This is a genomic window from Nocardia sp. NPDC005825 (assembly GCF_040630175.1).
In the GTDB taxonomy this organism is placed as follows: domain Bacteria; phylum Actinomycetota; class Actinomycetes; order Mycobacteriales; family Mycobacteriaceae; genus Nocardia.
Map to the genome: position 1 here is coordinate 37441 of NZ_JBEXXC010000024.1, position 24092 is coordinate 61532.

Genomic DNA, 24092 nt, shown 5'->3' on the forward strand with positions numbered 1-24092 from the left:
GGGTCGCACGCGGCGCTGCGTCGTACGCCGCGCCGCCACATCAGGATGGAGGGGAACGCATGCCGCTCGAGATCGGTACGCACGCACCGGACTTCACGTTGAAGGACCAGAACAACCAGGAAGTCACCCTGTCGAGCTTCCGCGGTGAGAAGAACGTCCTCATCGTCTTCTATCCCCTCGCCTTCACCGGCATCTGTCAGGGCGAACTCTGCAAGGTCCGCGACGAACTCCCCAAGTTCCAGAACGACAACGCGGAAATCCTCGCCATCTCCGTCGGCCCCCCGCCCACCCACAAGATCTGGGCCGCCGAACAGGGCTACACCTTCCCCCTGCTCTCCGACTTCTGGCCCCACGGCGAAGTAGCCCAGGCCTACGGCGTCTTCAACGCCAAATCCGGCTACCCCAACCGCGGCACCTTCGTCGTCGACAAGGACGGCATCATCCGCTTCGCCGAAATGAACGGCCCCGGCGAGCCCCGTGACCAGGCAGCTTGGGAAAAAGCCCTCGCCACACTAGATTCATAACCCGTCGCCTGGGACGCCCCGGGCGGTCACGGGCGTATAGCTCAGCGGTAGAGCTCTGGTTTTACACACCAGCGGTCGTAGGTTCGATCCCTACTGCGCCCACCGAAAGCAGCCGGGTATTGGCTGTGCCGAGTCGACATGCTGGCGTCTTACTTTCCCGCTCATATTCGGCGTGTCCGGCTGAGAACTTCGACAGTATGTTCGACTGTGGCCATTGTGATCCAGGCGTATCGGTTTGCGCTCGAGCCCACGCGTGCGCAGGAGCTGTCGCTTCGATCGCACTGTGGGGCGCAGAGGTTCGCCTTCAACTGGGGGTTGGCGCTGGTTCGGGCGAATCTTGGTCAGCGAGAAGCGGAGCGGTCCTACGGGATTGGGGACAAAGACCTGACTCCGCCGATTGGGTGGTCGGCGTTTGCGTTGCGGAGGTTGTGGAATCAAGCCAAGCGGGATGCTGCTCCGTGGTGGGCGGAGAACTCGAAGGAGGCGTATTCGTCTGGATTGGCAAACCTCGCCGCAGCCTTGGCGAACTGGTCGGATTCCCGCGATGGGGAACGCGCTGGTGCGCGGGTGAGGTTTCCGCGGTTCAAGGGCAAGCGTGCCGGGCTGTCGTGTCGGTTCACGACGGGCAGTATCGGGCTGGCCCGGGCTGACTGCCGGCATGTTCAATTGCCGAGGATAGGCCTGGTTAGAACGGGTGAGTCGACGCGAAAGCTTGCCAGGCGCATCGCCTCTGGGGCCGCTCGAATTCGGTCGGCGACTGTGTCGCTGCGGTCCGGAAGATGGTTTGTCTCGTTGTCGGTCGAGGTCGATCGGGTCGAGCGAGGTTCTGATGGTCCGAATTCGGCGATTGGGGTCGACCTCGGTGTGAAGTCACTGGCGGTCCTGTCGAGCGGTGAAGTGGTCAGTAACCCGAAGCATCTCGATCGTGCTCAGAAGGAACTGCGGCGGCTGCAACGTCAGCTTGCGCGCAGGCGCGGGCGCGACCGCCGCCGTGGCAGCGTGCCGTCGAACCGGTGGTTGGCGGTGCAGGCCCGCATCGCGATACTGCATGCGCGCGTGGCCGATTCGCGGCGCGATGGCATTCACAAGCTCACCACTCGTCTGGTCCGCGAACATCGCACTGTGGTCGTCGAGGATCTGAACGTGGCCGGGATGTTGGCCAATCGGAGATTGGCTCGGCGAATCGCGGACGCCGGATTCGGTGAACTGCGTCGGCAACTGGATTACAAACTTAGGTGGTCGGGCGGAACGCTGCTTGTGGCCGACCGCTGGTACCCGAGCTCCAAGAGCTGTTCGGCCTGTGGCGTGGTGAAAGCCAAACTGCGTCTCGCTGAACGTACGTTTGCCTGCGACAGCTGTGGACTCGTACTCGATCGAGACCTCAACGCAGCTCGAAACCTCGTAGGTTTGGTGGCAACGTCCTCGGCGAGTTGCGTCGGGACGAAAAACTTGCCCGCTGGAAACCCACGTAAGTCCTGTGCAATGCAGGCAATGGGTATCGCCACGGGAAGACCCGATCCCTGGGGACCGGGCCAACGTAGGCGGAGCAATTCGCTTGCTCAGGACAGAAGGATCATCACGTCCTGAACGGTTCGATACCCTCTGCGCCCCGTGTGGTGGTTGCTTGGAGAGAAGCACTGTGGTGCAAGACATTTAGGTTGACTTAGGCAATCAAGCTGTCTGCCATGACCGACATCTTCAGTGATCGCGGGAGACCGTCGGAACCGTTCGGTGAGGATGCCAGTTGTGGTCTGGCGATCTCGATCTCGAGCAGATCCCGATCGTTGGTGTTGTCCATGGCGTCGGAACCCGAGGTACCACTACAGCAGTGGTGGCGGCCGAATTCGTCACTGCCGCATCATTGTTCTCCAATCGGCGCTCAGGTCGCGTTGCCACAGCGTCGGTGGTGACCGGCCCGGCTGCGTCTGCTCCTCTGACCGCGGCCAGGCTGCCTGCCGACGTAAGTAGGGCCCGGCTGTCGCCAGTATCGGCCTGGAACCGCTGCTCGATCTTGCGGGCGATCTCGGCGCGGACTGCGCCGGTGGCGGTCGTTAGCCGTTCGAGCCGCCCGCGCTCCCGGACTGGCCACTGCCGGTCTGCGCGAAGTAGATGAGAGCGGCCAGGATGCCGCACCCGTGGTGTTTCGGCTGCGGCATGGGGGTACTGCCCGCCGCCGCGGGGAGCACCGTGACGGTCGTCGACTTCGACTGCGTGCCATCGGATGCGGTGATCGTGTGTGTTTCGGCGGTGGTCGGAACCCAGTCGACGGACCACAGGTCCATAAGGACCCCGTGAACAGGGCCCGCACCGCTGATGGGGGCACCACCGATGCACTGGCCGTTGTCGTAGAAGTCCATCCAGCCGAGCAAGCCGTTGGGCATACCCCCGGTGGCGGCGAAATACTGCTGACCGACATAGAACGTCGCGCCTCCGCCGACTCCGGGAACCTCGAAGTCGGCGGAGGCGGGAGCCGCGGTGGCGAGAGTGACGCCTGCGGCTGCCGCACCGGTGACGGCCCACATGGTTCGTTTCTTGAAGCCGGTTTCGGCGGCCATGAATTCTCCTGTTCAGCAGATTCCGAGGTCGGGATCGGCCAGAACATAGCGCCACACAAGTGTGAAGCGTAGAAGTTTCGGAGACCGAAGATTTTGTGGCTTGCGGTGCTACGCACGTCGAACAGGCAACGCAGCTCCGTCTCGGCCGGTGTCACCGCGGCGTGACTCCACCGGGCGCGCTCCAGAAATTTGGGGCGTCTTCGACGACGGGAATCGGTCCCGTTCGGTCTTCGATGCCGTTACCGTTCGCTGCGCTCGGCCGATCTTCCGGCCATTTGGCGAGAGCGAAACGAAGGAACGGGGAACCAAGGTGACATCACGCGGAATCGGCACTCGAATCGGCTGGAGCGCAATCGGGTTGGCGGTCGCGGGCGCTGCGGTGATCATGACCGCCGGTCCTGCGGCGGCGGCCCCGGGCCTGACGATCGACGGTCCGCTCCCAGTGCAAGTCGGGAAGACCTATTGGATAACGAGTGACCTGCTCGACAACTCCGGGGTGACGATGGTGCCCAGCTTGACGGGCTCGTCCGGGAACTGGGTGTACCTCTACGACAATGGTCGGTGTGCCACCAGGGATCTGATCGCTATGAACGGCACTGGCCTGAAGGCTATGACCTGGACGCCGCTGACTCCCGGCACGCACACCCTGCAGTTCAGAGACGGCTGGAATGCGAAGACCTTGACGGTCACCGTCGAACCGGCCCCGCCGGGCACGCCGACCCCGGCCCCCTCGAGCGACAGTCGCTCCACCGGCAGCATCGGCTGAGCCATGTCACGGGCGAATCATGCGGCGCGGAAGAACCAGTGCCACTGAGCATCAGGTCGCCCCACCCCGACAGCGGGGTGGAGCTTCGCGGAGGTGACTTCAGCTGACGCTGTCGGCAGACGACTACTTCGCCGGTGCCGCGGGCTGGGCCGGGTCCTTGCAGTAGGGGAGTTCGGGTGGGCAGGGGGTGAGGATGGTGGAGAAGTATTGGATGGCGGAGAAGAGGGTGACGGGGCCGCCTGCGAGGACGATGCCGGCCATGGAGCCGACTGCGCCGAGGGTTGCCATGCCGAGCACACAGCCGGCGATGGTGGCGCCGACGAATGGCACCAGGAGGGCGATGACGGGGCTGGAGATGACGGCGCCGGCGGCGCCGCCGACCAGGCAGCCGACACCGGCGCCGAGGACGGCGCCGAGCACTGCGCTGACTGCGGCACCGATCGCGACGCGTTGCGCGAATGCGCCCAGGGCCATGGAATCGCGGGGTGTAAAGGATTCGGCCACTTGGGTTGCCGCCTGGTCGACGGTGACGATGTCGCGAGCTTCTACCCGAGTGATCTGCTGTGGGTTGGCCTTCGACGGTGTGAGGGTCGCGGTCGAGCCGTCGAGTCGGGCGGTGACCGGGTAGGCGGTGTCGTCGACGCGGTAGGTCAATGGGAGAGCGGCGACGGGTCGGTCGTGGCGGTCGAAGAGCACCAATTGTTCGTCGGAACGGCGCAGTGTGCCGTCGCTGACTGTGATCACGGCGGAATCGCCCTGCCGGGTGACTTCGTATGCCACCGGCGCGGATTCGTCGCCTGTGGTCGGTTCCGCGTAGGCCGTTGCGGCGGGAATGACCACCGCGGTCGCAACCAGCGCCGCGACCATCGCGGATTTCCTCATGTTCATAAGTACCTCATCGTCTTTGATGGAGCCGGGCACGGTCCTGCGGTCCTTGCCCGAGATGAGCGGGCGCATCGAGCCCCCGCATCCGGCGGTCAGACGCCGGAAGTCGTTCAGTTGGCGAGAACCGTTGTCGCCGTGGAGGTGTGGGCCGCGACGAGTTCCCGCTTGAGGATCTTGCCGCTGGCGGTCATCGGCAGGGTGTCGGTGAACTCGACGATCCGGGGATACTTGTAGGCGGCCAATTGCTCACGGGACCAGTCGACGAGCTCGGTTTCGGTTGTCGTCGTACCGGTTCGCCGGACGATGCAGGCTTTGATCTCCTCGCCATAGTGCTCGTCGGGGACACCGACGACCGCGACCAGCGAGACCGCCGGATGGGTGAGCAGCACCTCTTCGATTTCGCGTGGGTAGACGTTGAACCCGCCTCGCACGATCATGTCCTTGGCCCGGTCGACGATGTAGTAGAAGCCGTCCGAGTCTCGCCGGGCCAGGTCGCCGGTGCGGAACCAGCCGTCGCGCCTGACTTCCGCGGTCGCCTCGGCCCGTTTGTGGTAGCCCTTCATCACATTGTGGCCGCGCAGCGCGATTTCCCCGATTTCCCCGATGCCGGTGACCTCGTTCCAATCGGCGTCGATGAGGCGGGCTTCGATGCCCCACACGGGAACTCCGATCGATCCGGGACGCGGATCGCGGTCCGGATCGGCGAACAGCGCCAGCGGGGAGGTCTCCGACAGCCCGTAGCCTTCGAGGATCCGCACACCGAAACGCTGGGTGAAACGCGAGAGCATGTCGACCGGAAGGGCCGCGCCACCGGAGACCGCCTTGCGCAGCGTGCGCGCGATACCGTCGGTGTCGATGCCCTCGTCGAGGGCGTTGAGCAGCCCCCAGTACATCGTCGGCACGCCGGCGAAGAAGGTGATCCGCTCCTTCTCCATCAGCTGTAGCGCCGTCGCCGCATCGAACCGCGGCATGAGCACGAGCGTCGCACCGACCGACAGCGGTGCGTTCATGCTGAGGGTCTGGCCGAAGGAATGGAACAGCGGCAGCGCCACCAGATGTGTGTCGTGACGCGCGGAGGTGTTGTCGAACAACCGGTTCGCGGTCAGGGCATTGAGCAGCATGTTCGAATGAGTGAGCTCGGCTCCCTTGGGACGGCCGGTCGTTCCGCTGGTGTAGAGGATCACCGCGGTGTCGTCGGGGTGCCTGGCCGTGGTGGCGAATCGCTCCGGGCGCTGTGCGAGCGCCTGGGTCAGGGTCTCGATCTCCGGATCCGGCGATGATCCGGCCGGGTCGGCGGTGATCATGACCAGGTGGCGGCAGCGGGCCGCGAGCCGGAACCCTTCGCGCCCGTACTCACCCATCGGCAGCTCGCTCGTACCTTCGAAGCAGAAGTACAGGTCGGCCTCTGAATCATCGAGGTGATAGGCGATTTCGCGGGGGCGCAACAGGATATTGAGCGGTACGACAACCGCGCCGGCCTTCAGGATCCCGTAGTAGATGACGGGGAATTCCGGCAGATTGGGGCAGGAGAGGGCGACCTTGTCCCCGGGCCCGATGCCGCGGGCGGTGAGCAGATCCGCGACCTGATTCGCGCGGGCGTCGAGTTCGGCATAGGTGAGGCGTTCATCGCCGAGAACGATGGCGTGTTCTTCGGGACGACGCCGGGCGGTGTCCTCGAGCAAAACGGCGAGATTGAGCATGAATTTCTTTCGGGGGTCGGATGGTCAGGAGGCGACGGCGAGCGGGGCCGCGGTGGCGGCCCGCACCTGCGCCGCGGTGACGCCCGGGGCGCACTCGCGCAGCAGCAGCCCGGCCGGGGTGACGTCGATGACGGCGAGGTTGGTGATGATGCGATGCACGACGCGTTCGCCGGTCAGTGGAAGCGTGCAGCGGGGCACGATCTTCGATGCTCCGGTCTTGTCGGCGTGTTCCATGAGCACCAGGACACGACGGGCGCCGTGCACCAGATCCATGGCCCCGCCCATACCTTTGACCATGTGGCCGGGGACCATCCAGTTCGCCAGATCGCCGGCGGCCGAGACCTGCATCCCGCCGAGGACGGCGGTGTCGATATGCCCGCCGCGGATCATGCCGAAGCTGGTGGCCGAGTCGAAGAACGACGCTCCTGCCAGCGTGGTGACGGTCTCCTTGCCCGCATTGATCAGGTCGGCGTCGACCTCCGCCTCGGGGGGATAGGGTCCGGTGCCGAGGATTCCGTTTTCGGAGTGCAGGGTGACGCGGACATCGGCGGGCAGGTGGTTCGGGATCAGGGTCGGCAGTCCGATGCCGAGATTGACGTACTCGCCCGGGCGGAGTTCGCGTGCGGCGCGGGCCGCCATGTCGGTACGGGACCAGCCGAGATTCGTGGTGGCTGTGGTCATGTCGATGGCTCCTCGGCGACGGTTCGTTTCTCGATGTGTTTGCGCTGCGCTCCGGTGTGCACCACGCGGTCGACGAACACGCCGGGCAGGTGGATGCGCGCCGGATCGAGATCGCCGGCGGGAACCAGATGCTCGACCTGCGCGATGCAGACACGTCCGGCCATGGCGGCCAGCGGGTTGAAGTTGCGGGCCGACTTCTCGAACACGAGATTTCCCTCGGTGTCGCCGATGCGGGCGTGCACCAGCGCGAAGTCGGCGGTGAGCGATTCTTCGAGCACATAGCGCCGCTCGCCCCAGGCGCCGCCGAAGGTGCGCACCTCTTTGGCGGGCGAGGCGACCGCGACCGATCCGTCTGCGGCATACCGCCAGGGCAGCCCGCCATCGGCGACGGGGCTGCCGACTCCCGCCGGTGTGAAGAACGCCGGAATGCCCGCGCCGCCGGCCCGCAGCTTCTCCGCGAGGGTGCCTTGGGGAGTCAGCTCGACCTCCAGTTCGCCGGCCAGATATTGGCGGGCGAACTCGCTGTTCTCGCCCACGTAGGAGGCGGTGATGCGGCGGATGCGCTTGTCCGCCAGCAGAATTCCGAGGCCGTGCGCATCGGTTCCGCAGTTGTTGGAGATCACCTCGAGATCGGTGATCGCGCGGGCGGCGAGTGCGTCGATGAGGGCGTCGGGGATGCCGCACAGCCCGAATCCGCCCACCGCCAGCGAGGAACCCGAGGTGATGTCGGCGACGGCGGCCGCGGCCGAGGCGGCGACCTTCGTCATCGGGTTGCCTCCGCGTCGAGAGCGGCGACGTGGTCGCGCAGCCCGGGCACGATCACAAGGGTCGGTGTGTTGGTCTCAGTCATGAGGTGCGGCAAGTCCTTTCGAAGGTTGATGCGAGGAGCCGGGGTCGAGTGCGGCCGGCCTCCGCGGCCCTGCTGTCGATGCGGCGACAGCGGTTTCGGGGATCGCTGGGTCACGCCGACGCGGTGCTCTGTGCGGCGAGCTTGCGCAGCCCGGCCGGGTACACGCGTTTGCCGACGAGCAGTGCGACGATGGCGACGATGTAGGACAGCGGCGCGAGCCGGAGGGACTCGAGCAGTCCCAGCCGATCGGCGAGGATGCCGATGACGAAGGGGCCCAACGCCAATCCGAGAAGATTGTTGGCCATGGTGAGTGTGCCCAGCGCCGACGAGCGGACGGATTCGTGGGTGAGGCTCGCGACCATGGCGGCGATCGGGCCCGAGCAGCCCGCCGAGAAGAAGGCGCCGATTCCGAGCAGAATCAATTGGGGCGCACCGGTGCCCAGGCGGAATCCGATGCCGAGTGCGATGAGGGATATGACGCAGAACATGACGCCGGTCATCCACTTGTGTGCCGGGTCGGCGCGGCTCACCCGGTCGGTGATCATGCCGCACACCACCATTCCGGTGGCGACCAACAGGACGAACATCGCCGCGACCCCGGCCGCCTTGTCGAGTGTCATGCCGTAGCACCGATTGAAGAAGCTGGGCGTCCACGACAGCAGGACGGCCGTGGTGAACATCTGGAATCCGCCGGCGAGGTAGGCGCACCATACCGCCGTGTTCGTGAACAGGGTCGACACGCTGACCCGGATCACCGGGGCGGACGGGGCGACGGGTTCGTCGTGGATGGTGTAGCGCGCGAGCCGGGACTCGGTGACCACGGCGCGGAACAGTGCGGCGAGGATGAGTCCGAGCACGGCCATCGCGGTGAACGACCACCGCCAGCCGAGATTCGCGGCGATCACACCACCGAGCGCGACGCCGACCACGGAACCGAAGGATCCGCCGGCCATGAAGGCGCCGCTCAACGACGAGTGCAGACGTGGGGAGAACACGCTCAGTACGACCGCGATACCCACACTGCCGTATGCGGCCTCGCCGACTCCCACGAAGAACCGGGCGGCGAGCATCTGCTCGTAGTTGGACGCGATCGCGCAACCCAAGGTCGCGATGCTCCACGCCACGGCCATGATGACCAGGCTTCGGACTCGGCCCCACCGGTCGGCGAGAACCGAGAGCGGGAAGGTCAATAGGCCCACCATCAGGGCGACAACGCTTGTGAGGGAGGCGAGTTGAGAATCCGACAGCGCCCAATCGGCCTTCAACATGGGGAACACGGCGCTGAGGACCTGCCGGGACATGTAGTCCGACAGCAGCAGTGCGAAGGCGAGCGCGGCCACCAGCCACGGGTAGATCCGGCGCCGATCGGGATTGCCGGTCGCGGCGACGGTCTGTTCGGTGCGGTCGGGTTCGATGTTGTCGACCGGCGGTTCGGTCTGTGTGGGGAACAGTCCCATAGTGGCTCCTGAAGGCGGATGGGATGGCGCGCCCATTGCCATGTACTGTTCGGCCCATAACCGGATACCAGCGAGAAATGTTGTCCCACAGGTGGTTCCGGTTGCCGTCCCGCTACTGGCGGTCGATGGTGGCAATGGGTGTCGGCCGGGAGCTCATGGTCATGGCCGCGCTCATGTCACCGGAGGTCGGGATGCGGAATTGGTGCGTGCAACCGCACGGCTTGAACGTGGCGCACATCACGCTATACGCACGCCGCTCGGAATAATTACCCCTGCGGGACGTGATTCTGTACATCTCGGGACGCAGTGGTGTCGGGCTCGATTCCTGTCGCGGCGGTCCGCTTCCGCCACTGTCGTGGGCTGACGCCGAACCGCCGGTTGAACCAGCGGGTGAAGCTGGCCGGTGTCGAGAACGCGAGCATCTCGGAGATCTCGATGAACGAGTACCGGCTTCCGCTGACCATGCGGTTGGCGAGCTCGGCGCGGGTGGAATCGAGGACAGAGGTGAATGTTTGACCGGATTTCGTCAGGTGGCGATGCAGCGTACGCCGGTCGACGCCGAGGCTGCGCGCCACCTGATCGATCGAGCAGCGGCCGGTCGGCAGGAGTAATTCGATGAGTTCGCGGACGCGTCCCTCGAGCGTCGGCTGCTCGGGTGCCGAGATCGTGTCGAGAAACTGCTTCGCGTACGAGCGCAACCCTGGATCGGACAGGCGATTCGGCTCGTCCAGGTCCCGCGTGTAGGTGACGATCCCGCTGAAATCGTGGTCGAAGCTCAGGGCCGCGCCGAACATCCGCCGATGCGTGGCGTCGTCGGCGGGCCGGCGGTGCTCGAAGCACACCGATACCGGATTCCATCGGTCGCCGAGCAGGCTGCGCAGCAGTTGATGGACGACGGTGACGGCGAGTTCGATCGACTGGCGGATGGGAATGGGTTCTCCCGGGTCGATGCTGATCTGGATCGCGGACAATCCGTCGCGCTCGGTCATGCGGATGTACAGGGCCTCGTTGTACATGTGCTGGTACCGGATCAGCATTCCGAGGGCGCTTCTGGCGTCGGGTTCCTCGCGGATGCTGACGCTGAGCGGTCCGAGCGTGGACAGGCGACGGTGTTCGGCGAGCCTGAGTGCGAAGTCCTCCTGGCCCGATGCCGCGGCCGACATCTCGAGGATGCGCGCGATTGCCGTTGCCGGCACCCATTGGTCCTGCAGTGCGAGTCCAGCGGGATCCAGCCCCACGGTCCGCAGGAGTTCGGCCGGGTCGATGTGCAGCATCCTGCCCAGTTCGATGTATCCGGTGAGCGCGGCGTATCGCGCGAGGGGCTTGGCCATGCCGGTGATCCTGTCCCGAAATAGAAAGAAAAGTGTCCCGCAGGGAAAAGTATGGTCTGCGTCACGACGATACAGTCATGTCAGCTGGAACACAGTGGAGCGCGGAACCGGTAGCTGCGACCGCAGTTGATTCCAGGCCCCGTGCAGCCCCAGTTGGTCGCGACGATTTGCGCAGATGAATCGATTCGCCCGTCCCCGGCTGATCAATGATCAAGGAGAAAGTAATGGCAAAAGCGATTCGCTTCTACGAGACCGGTGGCCCGGAGGTCCTGCGGTGGGAGTCCGTCGAGGTCGCTGAGCCCGGCCCGGGCGAGGTGCGGATCCGACACGAGGCCGTCGGGCTGAATTTCGCGGATACCTACTTTCGGACGGGCCTGTACCCGGCCCCACTGCCCGCGGGAATGGGTGTCGAGGCGGCCGGGGTCATCGAGGCGGTCGGCGCCGGGGTGGAGGGCTTCGCGGAGGGTGACCGGGTGACGTACACCGGCAGCCCGCTGGGTGCGTACAGCACCGAGCGCGTGATGCCCGCGGAACACCTCATCGCGCTTCCCGACGGCATCGAGTTCGAGACCGCCGCCGCGATGACGATGCGCGGACTCACCTCGGCCTACCTGCTGCGCCGGATCCATCCCTCGCTGCGGGCGGGCGACACCGTGCTACTGCACGCCGCCGCCGGCGGTGTCGGCTTGATCTTCTGCCAGTGGGCAAAGCTGTTGGGGGTCAATGTCATCGGCACGGTGTCGAGTGACAAGAAGGCCGAGGTCGCTCGTGCTCACGGTTGTGGCGAGGTCATCGTCTACACGCGTGAGAACGTCGCGGAGCGCGTCCGCGAGCTCACCGGCGGAGCCGGGGTGCCGGTCGTCTACGACAGCATCGGTGCGTCGACCTTCCAGTCGTCGATCGACTCGTTGGCGCGCCGCGGCCTGTTGGTGGCGTTCGGGACGGCGTCCGGGCCGATCCCGCCGATCAACGCCATGGAGCTCGCGGTCAAGGGCTCGCTGTTCGTGACCCGCCCGGCGCTCGCCGACTACATCGCCGATCCGGCCGAGAAGGCCGAGCTGGCCGATGAGCTGTTCGGGCACGTCGCCGCCGGCCGCATCAAGATCGAGATCAACCAGCACTATGCGCTCGGGGAGGCCCAGCAGGCCCACCGCGACCTGGAGTCGGGCCTCAGCATCGGCTCGTCGGTGTTCTCGTTCTGATCTGAATCTTCCATCCACGCAACATCATTCGGTGTGCCGTCGTAACGCGGACGACGCCGCGGCTCACCATGTCCATCTCGTAAGGAGAGTGTCTTGACCACTGTCGATCTTGCACACGACCGCCGGCAGGCCGTCTCGCCCATGGATGCCCGTCCGCTGACCTGCAGCATCGGCGCCGAACTCCACGGTGTCGATCTTGCCGAGGTGTCTCGTGACGACGACCTCTTCGCCGAACTGAAGTCGCTGCTGCTGGAACACAAGGTGCTGTTCTTCCGCGACCAGAACATGAGCCGCGCCGAACATGTCGCTCTGGCAGAGCGTTTCGGGCCGCTCGAGGACCATCCGGTCGTCGGCAGCGACCCCGAGCACCCCGGTCTCGTCCAGATCTACAAGGACCTCGACAGCCCGCGCGAGGCATTCGAGAACGCCTACCACTGCGACGCGACGTGGCGCGTGAACCCTCCGATGGGGTCCGTGCTCCGGTGCGTCGAGGGTCCCGCCGTCGGCGGCGACACGATGTGGGTGAACATGGCTCTGGCGTACGAGCGGTTGCCCGAGCGCGTCAAGGAACAGATCGAGGGGCTGCGTGCGCGGCACAGCATCGAGGCGTCCTTCGGGGCGCGGCTGCCGATCGAGCGGCGCCTCGCACTCCAGGAGCGCTACCCGGACGCCGAACACCCGGTCGTGCGTACGCATCCCGAGACGGGCGAGAAGGTCCTGTTCGTCAACAGTTTCACGACGCACCTGACCAACTTTCACACCGATGAGAACGTCCGGTGCGGCATCGACTACGCCCCGGGCGCCGGTGAGCTGCTGCGATACCTGCAGAGCCAGGCCACGATCCCGGAATACCAGGTGCGCTGGCGGTGGACGAAGAACAGCGTCGCGATCTGGGACAACCGGTCGACCCAGCACTACGCGGTCCAGGACTACTGGCCCGCGGTCCGAAAGATGGAGCGCGCCGGGATCATCGGCGACCGCCCCTACTGAGATCACCTCCCTGATTCCCTCATCTCTATCCAGAAACGGAGCCACACAATGCATTTCCATGACGACGCGTTCTTCCCCGAGAACCAGGACAAGCTGGTCATCACCGTCGCGCCGTACGGCCCGGAGTGGGCGGTGGAGGACTTCCCCGAGGACCTGCCGCTGACGATGGACGAACACGTCCAGCAGGCCGTCGACTGCTACGAGGCCGGCGCGTCCGTGCTGCACATTCATGTCCGGGAGGAAGACGGCAAGGGCTCCAAGCGGCTCTCGAAGTTCAACGAGCTCCTCGGCCGCCTCCGGGAGGCGGTGCCGGACATGATCCTTCAGGTCGGCGGGTCGATCTCGTTCGCGCCGGAAGGTGAAGGCGCGGACGCGAAGTGGCTCTCCGATGATGTCCGTCATATGCTCGCCGAGCTCGATCCGAAGCCGGACCAGGTCACGATCGCCATCAACACCAGCCAGATGAACATCATGGAGCTGATGACGCCCGGCGACACCAAGGGCACCTCCCTGGAGAACGCCGAGCTCGCCGCGACCTACCGTGAGATGACCGTCCCGGCCGGCCCCGAATGGGTCGCCGAGCACCTGCGCCGGCTGCAGGCCGCCGGCATCCAGCCGCACTTCCAGCTCTCGTCGATCCCGCAGCTCGAGACGGTGGAGCGGTTGATTCGCAGCGGCGTCTACACCGGTCCGCTGAACCTGACCTGGGTGGGGATCGGTGGCGGCTTCGACGGCCCGAACCCGTACAACATCATGAACTTCGTCCAGCGCGTCCCGGACGGTGCCTGCCTGACGTTGGAGACGTTGATGCGCAGCGTGCTCCCCGTCAACACGATGGCGATCGCGATGGGTCTGCACCCGCGCTGCGGCAACGAGGACAACCTGTGGGCCCCGAACGGCGAGGTCAAGATCAGCTCGGCCGAGCAGGTTCGCCAGTTGGTGCGCGTCGCCGAGGAGCTCGGCCGCGAGGTGGCCGACGGCAAGGAGGCGCGCGACATCTACAAGATCGGCACCACCTACTCCAGCGTCGACGAGACCCTCGCCGAGCTCGGCTACGCCCCGAACCGTCGTCCCGGCCAGGTCGGCTTCACCCAGCACGCCTGATCCGCTGCCACCCGCTGCGAGGCCATCTCACCAGGGAGTGGGAACACCGACACCCCCGGTGTTCCCACTCCAACTGCCTGTATCGAGATTCTTGGAGGAAATGCCTTGAGTAGCAACGCTTCCCCGACCGTCGTGATCGTTCCCGGACTGCGGGACCACGTCGAGGACCACTGGCAGACCCTGTTGGCCGCCGGCCTGGACAAGGTCCGCATCGTCCCCCCGCTCGAGCACGACAAGCTCAGCCTCGACGCCCGGATGGCAGCGCTCGACGCCGTACTCGCCGATATCGACGGGCCCGTGGTCCTGGTCGCGCACAGCGCCGGTGTCCTGATCACCGTGCACTGGACCGCCCGTCACGACCGCCCGATCGCGGGCGCGATCCTGGCCACCCCGGCGGACCTCTCGACCCCGCTGCCCGCCGGTTACCCGGCGCTGGAGGACCTCGAGGCGAACGGCTGGAGCCCGGTTCCGCGCGGCCCGCTCCCGTTCCCGAGTCTCGTCGCCGCCAGCACCAACGACCCGCTGGCCGATTTCGCCGTCGTCGTCGAGCTCGCCCGCGACTGGGGCAGCCGCCTGGTCGACCTCGGTGAGGTCGGACACCTCAACCCCGCCTCCGGCTACGGCGAATGGCCCCGCGCCACCGAGCTTCTCGACGAATTGCTCACGACGATCAGCGCCACGACCGCACCGAGCCACTGACCTTCACGCTCGCTGGCCCGAGAGCGAACGGAGCTTGTCGGCGTTCCGATGCGGTTCAGTTGGCGGTGGGTATCTTGTCCAGGACGCTGGCGAATACTCCTGCAAGCACTATCAGGCCGAAGGCGAGCACCAGTGCGGCAACGCTGGTGCGCAGTTTGCTCAATGCCTCGGCGAGCTTGGCGAGAGCTTCGATGGGTTTTTCGACGAGGGCTTCGGCTCCCTGCTGTTCGAAGGTGCCGCCGGCGCCTTGCGTAGGCGCTGGCTGGTGGGGCCAATGTTGTTTGGCGATCGCATCCACTGTCTGCAAGGCCTGCTTTTGCGCGTCGTACTCCGAATGCATGGCGTATGCGGAGTACACGAGGAGCAGCGCGGCGCCGATGAGGCAGGACCAAATGACGGCGTTGAGCATGAGTGTCCTCTCGCTAGAGCTTGCAGTTCGTTGCTCGCAGCTGTGTATCGAGGTCCTGGATGAAGCTCATCATGGGCGGCGACGCGCCGACGACGTGCCCCACGACGGTGTTGGTGCCGGGTTCGAATACGGGTGCGCCGGAGTCGCCCTTCCGGCTGCATTGTGTGCCGGTGAAGTACGTCTGCGCCCACATCCCTGTCGCAGAGGGCACATACAGGGCGGGTGTGAATCCCATCGTGTAGCTCGTCCCGACCTTGGTGACCGCGCCATGGACTTCAACTTGCTGTGACGGCGCAGATCGTCCCAGCTTGACCGCGCTCGTCCCGGTAATGCCGGCTTGCTGGGGGTCGATCAAGGCGAAATCGACACAGGGTATCGGCGCGGATGCGCATGCCGGGTCCTGGGACCACACGACGTTCCCCTGGTTCTGCTGGAGGTCTCGAACTACTGCCTGGCCGCTGGAAGGGGCGATATGTCCGGCCGTTGTGATGAGGTCCTGCGCCCAAGTTCCTTGTGTCTGTGGGTGCACAACGACACCGAAGGTCCCCGTCCGTGAGGGGCCGGTCGCCGTCTCGACCGTGGCGAACTGCGGCTGCGGCTCGGTGATGAGTATTGCCCAGACGTCGGGAGTTCCGTCGAGAAGGTTCGCGACGAGATTCCCGATCTCCGAACGGTAATTCAGGCGCGATGGCGAGCCGGGGACGGCGTCACGGTCCGTGACGGGTGTATCGAGATGCGCGGCATGTATGTCGAGGAGCACGACTGCCTGGGTACGGTCCTCAACCCATACGAGTCCCGCACCGTAGACCGCGTCGAGTCCTCGCAACGGTCGGCGAGCTTCTTCGATTGGTCGCTCGCCGATCTCCTCGACGTTTTGGTCGACCGCTTCTGTGATTCGCCGAATCGCGGTATCTGCCCGGTATCGGAACAGTGCCCGGCTGAGATCCGCAGCCACTCTGACCGCGTAATCGTTGTCCCCGAACTCTGCGAGGCGCATGCATAGAAGGTTAGCCGCCTCGGCCAGAAAACTATGGCGTTGTGGCCCAGGGCTATGTGGTGCGTCGTCGTCGGCGCGTGTCCCCCTAATTTGGTCGCCCGTCCCAAATATTCGCATTCCGAATCTGGATCAGTAGTCGCGCCTCAGCTCGACGGTCGGCAGCGGCAGTGCGCGACGTTCAGTGCTCATGCGAGGTCGTCGGTGGGATGTGTAACAGCCCGGCTACTGTGGCCGAATTCACCTGCGGCGCCGTCGATGTGGGGCGCTGAACATACGGGGGTGGCGTCTGTTTCGGCTGCACCCGGTTTGCCGTGATTGTGTGTGTCGATGGTGGAAGGGCGAGGGTTTGACGTCTCCGATCTTGTCCAAGGGGCAGAACATACCGCTACCTGACGATGTCGAGCGGATCGATGTGGTGATCGGGTGGACGGAGCCGGAGGTGGAGGTCGACGCGTCCGCCTTGCTGCTCGGAGAAGACCGAAAGGTCGCTTCGGACAATGACTTCGTCTTCTACAACCAGCCGGAGTCGGCGGATGGTTCGGTGGGATTCCTCGGGACCGGAGTGACCGAGGAAGGCGCCCAGACGAAGATCTCGATCGACCTGTCCGCCGTGCCGGAAGCCGTTCATACGGTGGCGTTGGCGGGCAGCGTCGGTACGGGCACCTTCGGGGCGGTCGGCAAGATCGCATTCTGTGTCGTGGACGGTGCAGGGCAGACGCTGGCCGAATACACGACCGCGGACGCGACTTCGGAGTCGGCGTACCTGTTCGGTGAGATCTATCGCCGCGGTGGCGTGTGGAAGGTCCGGGCGGTCGGACAGGGCTGGGATTCCGGATTGGCCGGTCTGGCAACGGACTTCGGAGTCTGTATCGACGATGCCCCGGACGAGACGACGTCCGGCGAACAGCTCGAGGTGGTGTCGCCCAGAGATGCGGAACCGGCTGTCGCAGCGGATTCGGCGGTCGTCTCGCCCGCCGACCAGGAAGCCGGGCCCGGCGATGCGCCGAAGACGCGCGCCGTGAATCGTGGTCGGGGCGTCCGAACAGCCAAGGCGGTGGCCAGGAAGGCCAAGCCCGTCGAATTCAAGCTCGCCGAGGACGAATCGTGGCAACCGGCCCGGCTGTTCTCGGTGGTCGGGGTCGGTGCGGGTGAGGAGCAGGAGGGGCGCGCGACGTCGGCGCTCATCGCGACCATGCAGGCGGTGCGCCCCTTCGCACGGGCGATGTGCGCTCGGATGGGTGCTCCGGCAGGCGCTTTCGAAGGCTACGTCGAAGTTCAGTACGAGCGGGGAGACTCGAAGGTCATCCCCGACGCGGTGCTCAAGGTGGTTCGGGGCAACCGGGTGTGGACCGCGCTGCTCGAGGTGAAGACCGGCAACGGCAAGCTCAAGCGGGACCAACTCGAAAGCTATCTCGATGTCGCCCGCAAGAAGAAGTACGACGTCGTGGTCAGCCTGTCGAACGACATCCCGGCCGGTCCGGGAGAACTGCCGGTCGAGGTCGATCGGCGCAAGCTCGCCAAGGTTGCGCTGCGCCATCTGTCCTGGGCGGAGGTCATCCACGAGGCCCGGATGCTGCTCTCACACGGCAGTCTCGACGACGACCTGCAGGTGTGGATACTGAGCGAACTGCTGCGCTATCTCGTTCACCCGCGGTCCGGTGCAACGGAATTCGTCGACATGGGCAGGCATTGGGTCGCGGTCCGCGATGCGGCCGTTGCCGGCACCTCGCGGGCGAGTGATCAGAAGGCACTGCAGGTCGCGGACACCTGGTCCTCACTGTGCCGCCACCTTGCCTTGCGACTGACCGCCGAGCTCGGGGTGACGGTCAAACACGTTCTGCCGCGACGCCATCGGAGCGATCCGGCCGCGCGCAATACCGCGGTCGCGGAACGGCTGGCGAATGACGGGACGCTGGAGGCCGTCCTGCAGATCCCCGACACCGCCGGTGATCTGGTCGTGGTTGCCGAACTCCGCACCAATCGAGTGCGCTGCCGCACCACCCTCGACGCGCCGAACGAGGGCACCGCCGGGCGGCGACTGACATGGCTGCTCAAACAACTGCAGGATGCCCCGGGAGACGTGCAGGTCGAGGCCGTCTTCTCCGAGCCTGGCAACGAGGCGTGCGAGCATCTGGCCACCGTGCGCGAGAATCCGAAGATCCTGACGCAGGGGCGGTCCGGAGAGATCGTCTCCTTCGCCCTGGTACAGACGTTCCCGCTGGGCAACCGGCGCTCCGGCACCGCCGCGAGCTTCATCGCAAGTGTCACCTCGGCGACCGATACCTTCTACGGATCGGTTGTCCAGCCGTTGCGCGGCTGGGTGCCCGCCGCCCCGAAACAACCGGAACCGCCGCAATCCGACGCGGGGACGGGCGCCGAGGAGTAGTTCCTGGCCGCAGAGGGTGGGGCGGCAACGAGACCCGTGCGGAAGGGAGCGCGCGGGTCCTGTGCCTTCAAGCAGGTCAGCCCTGGGGCTGGGAGAAGCGGAGGTGGTTGCCCCAGGGGTCGGCGAAGCCGCAGTCGCGCATGCCGTAGGGCTGGTCGATGAGGGGCTGTTCGACCGGGACGCCGGCGGCTTCGAGGCGTGCGAAGGTGGCGTCCACGTCTTCGGTGACGAAGATGAGGGTGCCCATGGCTCGGCTTTCCAGGCGGGCCTGGTTGGCTTGGACGGCGGCCTCGTTGGGGTTCATAGTGGGGGTTTCGAGGAGGAATTCGATGCCGGGTTGGGTGGCGGGGCCGAGGGTGAGCCAGCGGACGTCGCCGAAGAACGGCATGTCCTGGCGGACCTCGAGGCCGATCACGTCGCTGTAGAACTCCAGGGCTTGCTGCTGGTCGCCGACCAGGACGGCGACGTGGGTGAGTACGAGATCTTTTCCGGTGGTCATGGCTTTCCTTCTTCCTTGCGGTAACCGGTTCGTGGGTGCAGACGGGGTCGCACGGAGAAAGTAATCGGTGCGGCCGACACGGTTTCCGGCCCGAGGCGTGGCTAATGCCGGCGGAAGGGGCCGTCGAGGGCGGCCCACTGCAGGAGCATGATCGTTTTGGCGTCGGCGATCTCGCCGGTGCGGATCATGGCGAGCGCACGGGGGAATGGGATTTCCACGGTGGTGATGTCCTCGCCTTCGTCGGCGACGCCGTGGCTGTCCGCGAGCTGGTCGGCTCGGTCGTAGGGGGCGGCGAAGAAGTGGAGGCGCTCGGTGACGGAGCCGGGGCTCATGTAGACCTCGAAGACGGGTTCGACGGCGCCGATGCGGTGTCCGGTTTCCTCCTGAGGCCTCGCGGCGGATCGCCGCCTCGGGAGTGTCGCCGTCGAGGAGGCCGGCGGCCGACATCGCGGATCCGGACCCGCGGGTTTCCGGTCAGGTCGCGGCCGTGCCGGTCCAGGCCGGTGCGCCCGCGAGGGTCGGGGGTGTCGACGCCGGCCGTCATCGGAGGGCCTCGGTCGTGGTGTGCCCGAACGCATTCAGGTTCTCGGTCAGGATGGACTCCAAGGTGCGCGGCGGATATCCGAGGGTAGCTGTCGATGCTCGACTGCGGTCCGTGAGATCTACCCGGCCGTGCCGACCGCGGTATGCGGGGAGTGAGCGGCGGTAGGATGTTGCTGGGTCCAGGTCGGAAGCGCACCTGGGTCTTCGTGTCTCAGCTCTGATCTCCATTACGCCTGATGTGGTGCGGCCCGGTTCTACCTTGGTTTGCCATCCGTCGAGGAAGGGAGCCGTCATGAGCAGTGCCGCCGAGCGGGCAGCCCAGCTGGATTTGGTCGCTCGCCTCAAATCTTCGTATCCCGAAATTCCGGATGCGCCGACTCCTGATCTGCTGGATCACGAGCACTTCGCGGCCTACATGAAGACGGTTCATGACGTGGGCGGTGAGCCGGATGCGCCGATGAAGTACGAGAACAAGCAGTACGAGGTGTGGGAGCACAACACGTATGTGATCTGTGAGGTGCTGGCCTGGCGCGGGATCTGGTTGTCGGAGGAGCGGCGCCGGATGGGGAATGTCGACGTGGGTCGCGCGATCTATCTGGGGATTCCGTACTACGCTCGGTGGCTGCTCGCTGTGGCGCGCGTCCTGGTCGAGAAGCATCACATCAGCCTCGGCGAGTTGAGCGAGCGGATTATCGAGGTTCAGGATCGTTATGCGGGTGGACTCGATGGCAGGCCGATCGAGGCTCAACCGAAGTTCGAAGGGGACGGTTCGCGGGTCGAACGCAATCGGCACCACGTCGAGGCGGTCGGCAAAGGCGATCCGCAGGTGTTCGCGGGGCAGGCCGGGGAACCGAAGTTCCGCGTCGGCGATGCCGTGATCGTGCGTGAACTGCCTGCCCTGTTCTACACGCGGACGCCGGAGTACGTCCGCGGCGCCACAGGTGAAATCGCTTCTGTCGCTTATGAAAGCCCGGCGGCCGAGGACGAAACGTGGGACCGGCCCGACGCGAAACCGGAGTGGTTCTACGTCGTTCGGTTCAATCTCTCCGAATTGTGGTACGGCTACACCGGAACGAGCACCGACACCCTGCAAACCGAGCTGCCCGAGCGTTGGCTGAAAGGGATCGAATGAGCGGCCATGATCATGACCACGACCACGACCATGTGCGCACGGTCGCGCCCATGGTCGACGAGATCACGGACTTCGAAGTCCTGGAGATCGCGCTCCGCGAATTGTGTATCGAGAAAGGCATTTTCACGGCCGCGGAGCACCGCCGTTTCACCGAATTCGCCGAGCAGATCGGGCCCGCACCGGCCGCGCACCTCGTGGCCCGGGCCTGGCTCGACCCCGAGTTCAAAGCGCTCGCTCTCGCGGAACCGATGACCGCCAGCCGGGAAGTCGGCGTGGACTGGCTGGAACCCACCGGTTTCGGAACACCCAGTGACTTCACCGCATTCGAGATTCTCGAGGACACACCGGAACTGCACAATGTGATCGTCTGCGCCTTGTGCTCGTGCTACCCCCGCCCGATTCTCGGTAATTCCCCCGAGTGGTATCGCACGCCCAATTACCGGCGGCGCATGGTCCGCTGGCCGCGCCAGGTGCTCTCGGAATTCGGGCTCGAGCTGCCCGAGGGTGTCGCGGTGCGCGTGCAGGACTCCAATCAGAAGCACCGTTTCATGGTGATGCCCATGCGCCCGGAGCGGACCGCGGGCTGGAGTGAAGACCAGCTCGCCGAGATCATCACCCGCGATTGCTTGATCGGTGTCGCACTGCCCACGGTGGGCGTGACGAGCAATGTCGTCACCGATACGCGTCCGGCCATCCATCCAGTCGACTGAGGAGGCGGGCAATCGTGAGCACGGAGGAAATCCCGTCACTGCGACGCATCGTGGAACGAAACCAGGTCTGGCCTCGGATGGCGGCCAAATACGGGGTCAGCAACCCGGTGCCGCCCTGGAAGACCAGTCTGGACGGCCTGTGCGACGCCCTCGACCATGCCGCCTGCGCGGCGGACATCCCCGATTTCAAGCAACGGCGCGACGAAGCGGACGCGCTGTCGTCGACCATTTACGCCGACCTGCCCTACCCGGAAAACCAGCTGGTCGCCTTGGCCCACTCGCTGGTGGTCCGCGGCGTCATCGACGAATCCGAACTACAGGAACGCCTCGCCACCATCCGAGCCAGACTGGAAGCCTGACCTCGGAGGGTGAGCGGACGGATGTGACAACCCCATTCGGTTGATCCGAGCGACCGCGGCGCGTCTTCGAGCCTGATCTCGACATCGTTGGCGAGATCTGTCGGGCGATTCCGCCGAATGGGGGTGACGGTGTTGCCAAGTACTTGCTGTTGTCCATAGTGGGGTGTCCGGGCGGGGGAGGGATCCGTAGTTTCCGGTATTTCTGCTGGCCGACTACTTACGGATGGGCGGTGCGGGTAGGTAGTACGTAGGGTGGCGCGTATGTCGAGGAATCCCTTCTTTGAGCGCAGTGTGCTGCCGTATGAGCTTCCCGAGTTCGCGGAGATCGGGGACGAGCATTACCTGCCCGCGTTCGAGCGGGGGATGGCCGAACAACTGGCCGAGGTCGCGGCGATCACGGCGGGCGAGGGGGAGGTGACGTTCGCGAATACCGTTGAGGCGCTGGAGCTGTCGGGGCAGTTGCTGGGGCGGGTGTCGCGGGTGTTCTTCAATGTGGCGTCGTCGGATTCGACGGAGCGGACCGAGGCGATCGAGGCGGAGATCTCGCCTCGGCTGGCGGCGCATGAGGATTCGATTCTGTTGGACGGGAAGCTTTTCGAGCGGATCGAGGGCCTGTACGAGCAGCGGGGGGAGCTCGGGCTGGATGCGGAGCAGGTGCGGCTGCTGGAGCGGTATCGGCTGCGGTTCGTGCGGGCGGGGGCGCGGCTGGATGCGGGGCAGCAGGTCAGGTTGCGGGAGCTCAACGCTGAACTTGCTTCGGCGTCGACGCTGTTCAAGAAGAACAATCTGGCCAACACCAATGCTGCCGCGCTGATTCTGGATCGGCCGGAGCAGGTGGCGGGACTCGCGGACACCGCGGTGGCGGCCGCGGCCGAGAACGCGGTGGCGCTCGGGCATTCCGGGGCGTGGGCGTTGAGTTTGCAGAATGTGTCGAACCAGCCGGTGCTGGCCGAATTGGCCGACCGCGACGTGCGAGAGCGCATGATGGCAGTCTCGCTGGGGCGCGGGTTCGGCGCGGACGGCGGCAATGCCGAGCTGGCGGTGCGGATGGCGGCGTTGCGCGCCGAACGGGCGGCGCTGCTCGGGTACTCCGACCATGCGGCGTACGTGGTCGAGGATCAGACCGCGAAAACGGTGGACGCGGTGGAAGAGATGCTGGCGCAGCTGGTTCCGCCCGCGGTGGCCAATGCCGAGCGGGAACAGGGCGAACTGACCGCGGCCATGCGCGCGGCGGGCGACGACGAGGACCTGCGCTCCTGGGATTGGCAGTTCTGGTCGGAAAGGATTCGCGCGGAACAGTTCTCGGTCGACGCCGAGGCGTTGCGCCCCTATTTCGAGCTCGAACGCGTGCTGTGGGACGGCGTCTTCTTCGCGGCCGGCGAGGTGTACGGCGTCACCTTCCAGGAGCGCCCGGATCTGCTCGGCTACCACCCCGAAGTCCGGGTGTTCGAGGTCTTCGACGCCGACGGCTCCGGGCTGGGCTTGTTCCTCGGCGACTTCTTCGCCCGCCCGTCCAAGCGGGGCGGCGCGTGGATGAACAGCCTGGTCGGCCAGTCGGCACTGCTGGGCACGCGCCCGGTCGTGGTCAACAACCTCAATATCGTGAAGCCGCCGGAGGGCGAACCTGCCCTGCTCACCTGGGACAACGTGCGCACCCTGTTCCACGAGTTCGGCCACGCGCTGCACGGGCTGTTCTCGAATGTGCGGTACCCGTTCTTCTCCGGGACCGCGGTGCCCCGCGATTTCGTCGAGTTCCCGTCGCAGGTGAACGAGATGTGGATGTCCCGCCCGGAGGTGCTGGCCAACTACGCCAAGCATGTCGAGACCGGGGAGCCGATGCCCGCGGAGCTGGTGGAGCGCATGCTCGAGGCGGGACAGTTCGGCGAAGGGTTCCGGACGGTCGAATATCTGGCGGCCGCGCTGCTGGACTGGGCCTGGCACCGCCTGCCCGCCGGGGCCACGGACGGCGTCGAGGCCGAAGCCTTCGAGGCCGAAGCCCTCGCCAAGGCCGGTGTCGCCCTGGCCGCGATCCCGCCGCGCTACCGCACCGCCTACTTCTCGCACATCTTCGCGGGCGGCTACGGCGCCGGCTACTACTCCTACATCTGGAGCGAGGTGCTCGACGCCGACACCGTCACCTGGTTCGAGGACGATGCCGCGTCGATCCGCGACAAGGGCGAGGCGTTCCGCCGGGAACTGCTCTCCCGCGGCGGCTCGGTCGACCCGATGGCGGCCTTCGAATCGTTCCGGGGCCGCCCGCCGATCATCGAACCCCTGCTGACCCGGCGAGGCTTGACCGCCTGACCGGGCCGC

At 65.9% G+C, this 24092-nt stretch carries 23 protein-coding genes and 1 tRNA gene; 13 read left to right on the plus strand and 11 right to left on the minus strand.

Annotated features, from left to right (window positions below; genetic code table 11):
* Positions 1 to 59 precede the first annotated feature (59 nt).
* From ABZ382_RS35000 to tnpB, 3 genes are all read left to right on the plus strand, one after another.
* Positions 60 to 524, plus strand: coding sequence for a peroxiredoxin (locus tag ABZ382_RS35000; RefSeq protein ID WP_357098120.1), 465 nt, complete (start codon positions 60 to 62; stop codon positions 522 to 524).
* Positions 525 to 554: 30 nt separating this feature from the next.
* Positions 555 to 626 (plus strand) — tRNA-Val (locus tag ABZ382_RS35005).
* 36 nt (positions 627 to 662) lie between these two features.
* On the plus strand, positions 663 to 2111 hold the full coding sequence (gene tnpB, locus ABZ382_RS35010; protein ID WP_357098123.1) for an IS607 family element RNA-guided endonuclease TnpB: 1449 nt from the start codon (positions 663 to 665) through the stop codon (positions 2109 to 2111).
* Positions 2112 to 2575: 464 nt separating this feature from the next.
* On the opposite strand, the gene ABZ382_RS35015 is transcribed toward tnpB, so the two are convergent.
* Positions 2576 to 3079: a hypothetical protein gene (locus ABZ382_RS35015; protein ID WP_357098126.1), complete on the minus strand. Its 504-nt coding sequence runs from the start codon at positions 3077 to 3079 to the stop codon at positions 2576 to 2578.
* A 310-nt stretch (positions 3080 to 3389) separates the two neighbouring features.
* Between ABZ382_RS35015 and ABZ382_RS35020 the strand changes: the two genes are divergently transcribed.
* A complete protein-coding gene (locus ABZ382_RS35020; RefSeq protein ID WP_357098129.1) occupies positions 3390 to 3845 on the plus strand; it encodes a hypothetical protein in 456 nt (151 codons plus the stop codon).
* 123 nt (positions 3846 to 3968) lie between these two features.
* Here ABZ382_RS35020 and ABZ382_RS35025 read toward each other — a convergent pair whose 3' ends face one another.
* The 6 genes from ABZ382_RS35025 to ABZ382_RS35050 form a co-directional block, all read right to left on the minus strand.
* A complete protein-coding gene (locus ABZ382_RS35025; RefSeq protein ID WP_357098132.1) occupies positions 3969 to 4802 on the minus strand; it encodes a hypothetical protein in 834 nt (277 codons plus the stop codon).
* Positions 4803 to 4840: 38 nt separating this feature from the next.
* Positions 4841 to 6430, minus strand: a complete 1590-nt coding sequence (locus ABZ382_RS35030; protein WP_357098135.1) for a long-chain fatty acid--CoA ligase — start codon at positions 6428 to 6430, stop codon at positions 4841 to 4843.
* Positions 6431 to 6454: 24 nt separating this feature from the next.
* Positions 6455 to 7111, minus strand: a complete 657-nt coding sequence (locus ABZ382_RS35035; RefSeq protein ID WP_357098138.1) for a CoA transferase subunit B — start codon at positions 7109 to 7111, stop codon at positions 6455 to 6457.
* Positions 7108 to 7878: a CoA transferase subunit A gene (locus tag ABZ382_RS35040; protein ID WP_357098141.1), complete on the minus strand. Its 771-nt coding sequence runs from the start codon at positions 7876 to 7878 to the stop codon at positions 7108 to 7110. The genes ABZ382_RS35035 and ABZ382_RS35040 overlap by 4 nt, the downstream gene beginning before the upstream one ends.
* A gap of 193 nt (positions 7879 to 8071) precedes the next feature.
* Positions 8072 to 9418, minus strand: a complete 1347-nt coding sequence (locus ABZ382_RS35045) for an MFS transporter (protein ID WP_357098144.1) — start codon at positions 9416 to 9418, stop codon at positions 8072 to 8074.
* A 266-nt stretch (positions 9419 to 9684) separates the two neighbouring features.
* The gene (locus tag ABZ382_RS35050; protein WP_357098146.1) at positions 9685 to 10749 is read right to left on the minus strand and encodes an AraC family transcriptional regulator; all 1065 of its coding nucleotides are present in this window, start codon (positions 10747 to 10749) and stop codon (positions 9685 to 9687) included.
* 224 nt (positions 10750 to 10973) lie between these two features.
* Here ABZ382_RS35050 and ABZ382_RS35055 point away from each other — a divergent pair, with 224 nt between their 5' ends.
* The 4 genes from ABZ382_RS35055 to ABZ382_RS35070 all read left to right on the plus strand — a co-directional run bounded on the left by ABZ382_RS35055 (position 10974) and on the right by ABZ382_RS35070 (position 14744).
* Positions 10974 to 11951: a quinone oxidoreductase gene (locus tag ABZ382_RS35055; protein ID WP_357098149.1), complete on the plus strand. Its 978-nt coding sequence runs from the start codon at positions 10974 to 10976 to the stop codon at positions 11949 to 11951.
* A 141-nt stretch (positions 11952 to 12092) separates the two neighbouring features.
* Positions 12093 to 12941 (plus strand): TauD/TfdA family dioxygenase, encoded by an 849-nt coding sequence (locus ABZ382_RS35060; RefSeq protein WP_357098202.1) that lies wholly within the window; start codon positions 12093 to 12095, stop codon positions 12939 to 12941.
* 48 nt (positions 12942 to 12989) lie between these two features.
* Positions 12990 to 14045, plus strand: a complete 1056-nt coding sequence (locus ABZ382_RS35065; RefSeq protein WP_357098152.1) for a 3-keto-5-aminohexanoate cleavage protein — start codon at positions 12990 to 12992, stop codon at positions 14043 to 14045.
* Positions 14046 to 14150: 105 nt separating this feature from the next.
* The gene (locus tag ABZ382_RS35070) at positions 14151 to 14744 is read left to right on the plus strand and encodes an alpha/beta fold hydrolase (RefSeq protein ID WP_357098155.1); all 594 of its coding nucleotides are present in this window, start codon (positions 14151 to 14153) and stop codon (positions 14742 to 14744) included.
* A gap of 55 nt (positions 14745 to 14799) precedes the next feature.
* On the opposite strand, the gene ABZ382_RS35075 is transcribed toward ABZ382_RS35070, so the two are convergent.
* Both ABZ382_RS35075 and ABZ382_RS35080 read right to left on the minus strand, forming a co-directional pair.
* Positions 14800 to 15153, minus strand: coding sequence for a hypothetical protein (locus ABZ382_RS35075; RefSeq protein WP_357098158.1), 354 nt, complete (start codon positions 15151 to 15153; stop codon positions 14800 to 14802).
* A gap of 13 nt (positions 15154 to 15166) precedes the next feature.
* On the minus strand, positions 15167 to 16150 hold the full coding sequence (locus tag ABZ382_RS35080) for a hypothetical protein (RefSeq protein ID WP_357098161.1): 984 nt from the start codon (positions 16148 to 16150) through the stop codon (positions 15167 to 15169).
* A gap of 346 nt (positions 16151 to 16496) precedes the next feature.
* Here ABZ382_RS35080 and ABZ382_RS35085 point away from each other — a divergent pair, with 346 nt between their 5' ends.
* Positions 16497 to 18536 (plus strand): TerD family protein, encoded by a 2040-nt coding sequence (locus tag ABZ382_RS35085; RefSeq protein ID WP_357098164.1) that lies wholly within the window; start codon positions 16497 to 16499, stop codon positions 18534 to 18536.
* 76 nt (positions 18537 to 18612) lie between these two features.
* On the opposite strand, the gene ABZ382_RS35090 is transcribed toward ABZ382_RS35085, so the two are convergent.
* On the minus strand, positions 18613 to 19035 hold the full coding sequence (locus tag ABZ382_RS35090) for a VOC family protein (protein ID WP_357098167.1): 423 nt from the start codon (positions 19033 to 19035) through the stop codon (positions 18613 to 18615).
* 101 nt (positions 19036 to 19136) lie between these two features.
* On the minus strand, positions 19137 to 19367 hold the full coding sequence (locus tag ABZ382_RS35095) for a hypothetical protein (RefSeq protein ID WP_357098170.1): 231 nt from the start codon (positions 19365 to 19367) through the stop codon (positions 19137 to 19139).
* A 503-nt stretch (positions 19368 to 19870) separates the two neighbouring features.
* On the opposite strand from ABZ382_RS35095, the gene ABZ382_RS35100 reads away from it, so the two are divergent.
* The 4 genes from ABZ382_RS35100 (at position 19871) to ABZ382_RS35115 (ending at position 24083) form a co-directional block, all read left to right on the plus strand.
* Positions 19871 to 20710 carry an SH3-like domain-containing protein gene (locus tag ABZ382_RS35100; RefSeq protein ID WP_357098173.1) on the plus strand — a complete coding sequence of 280 codons (840 nt, stop codon included), beginning with the start codon at positions 19871 to 19873 and terminating at the stop codon, positions 20708 to 20710.
* Positions 20707 to 21420: a thiocyanate hydrolase subunit gamma gene (scnC, locus tag ABZ382_RS35105; RefSeq protein ID WP_357098175.1), complete on the plus strand. Its 714-nt coding sequence runs from the start codon at positions 20707 to 20709 to the stop codon at positions 21418 to 21420. The genes ABZ382_RS35100 and scnC overlap by 4 nt, the downstream gene beginning before the upstream one ends.
* A gap of 11 nt (positions 21421 to 21431) precedes the next feature.
* Complete coding sequence (locus tag ABZ382_RS35110) at positions 21432 to 21779, plus strand: thiocyanate hydrolase (protein ID WP_357098205.1); 348 nt, start codon at positions 21432 to 21434, stop codon at positions 21777 to 21779.
* A 261-nt stretch (positions 21780 to 22040) separates the two neighbouring features.
* The gene (locus ABZ382_RS35115) at positions 22041 to 24083 is read left to right on the plus strand and encodes a M3 family metallopeptidase (RefSeq protein ID WP_357098178.1); all 2043 of its coding nucleotides are present in this window, start codon (positions 22041 to 22043) and stop codon (positions 24081 to 24083) included.
* Positions 24084 to 24092: the final 9 nt, after the last annotated feature.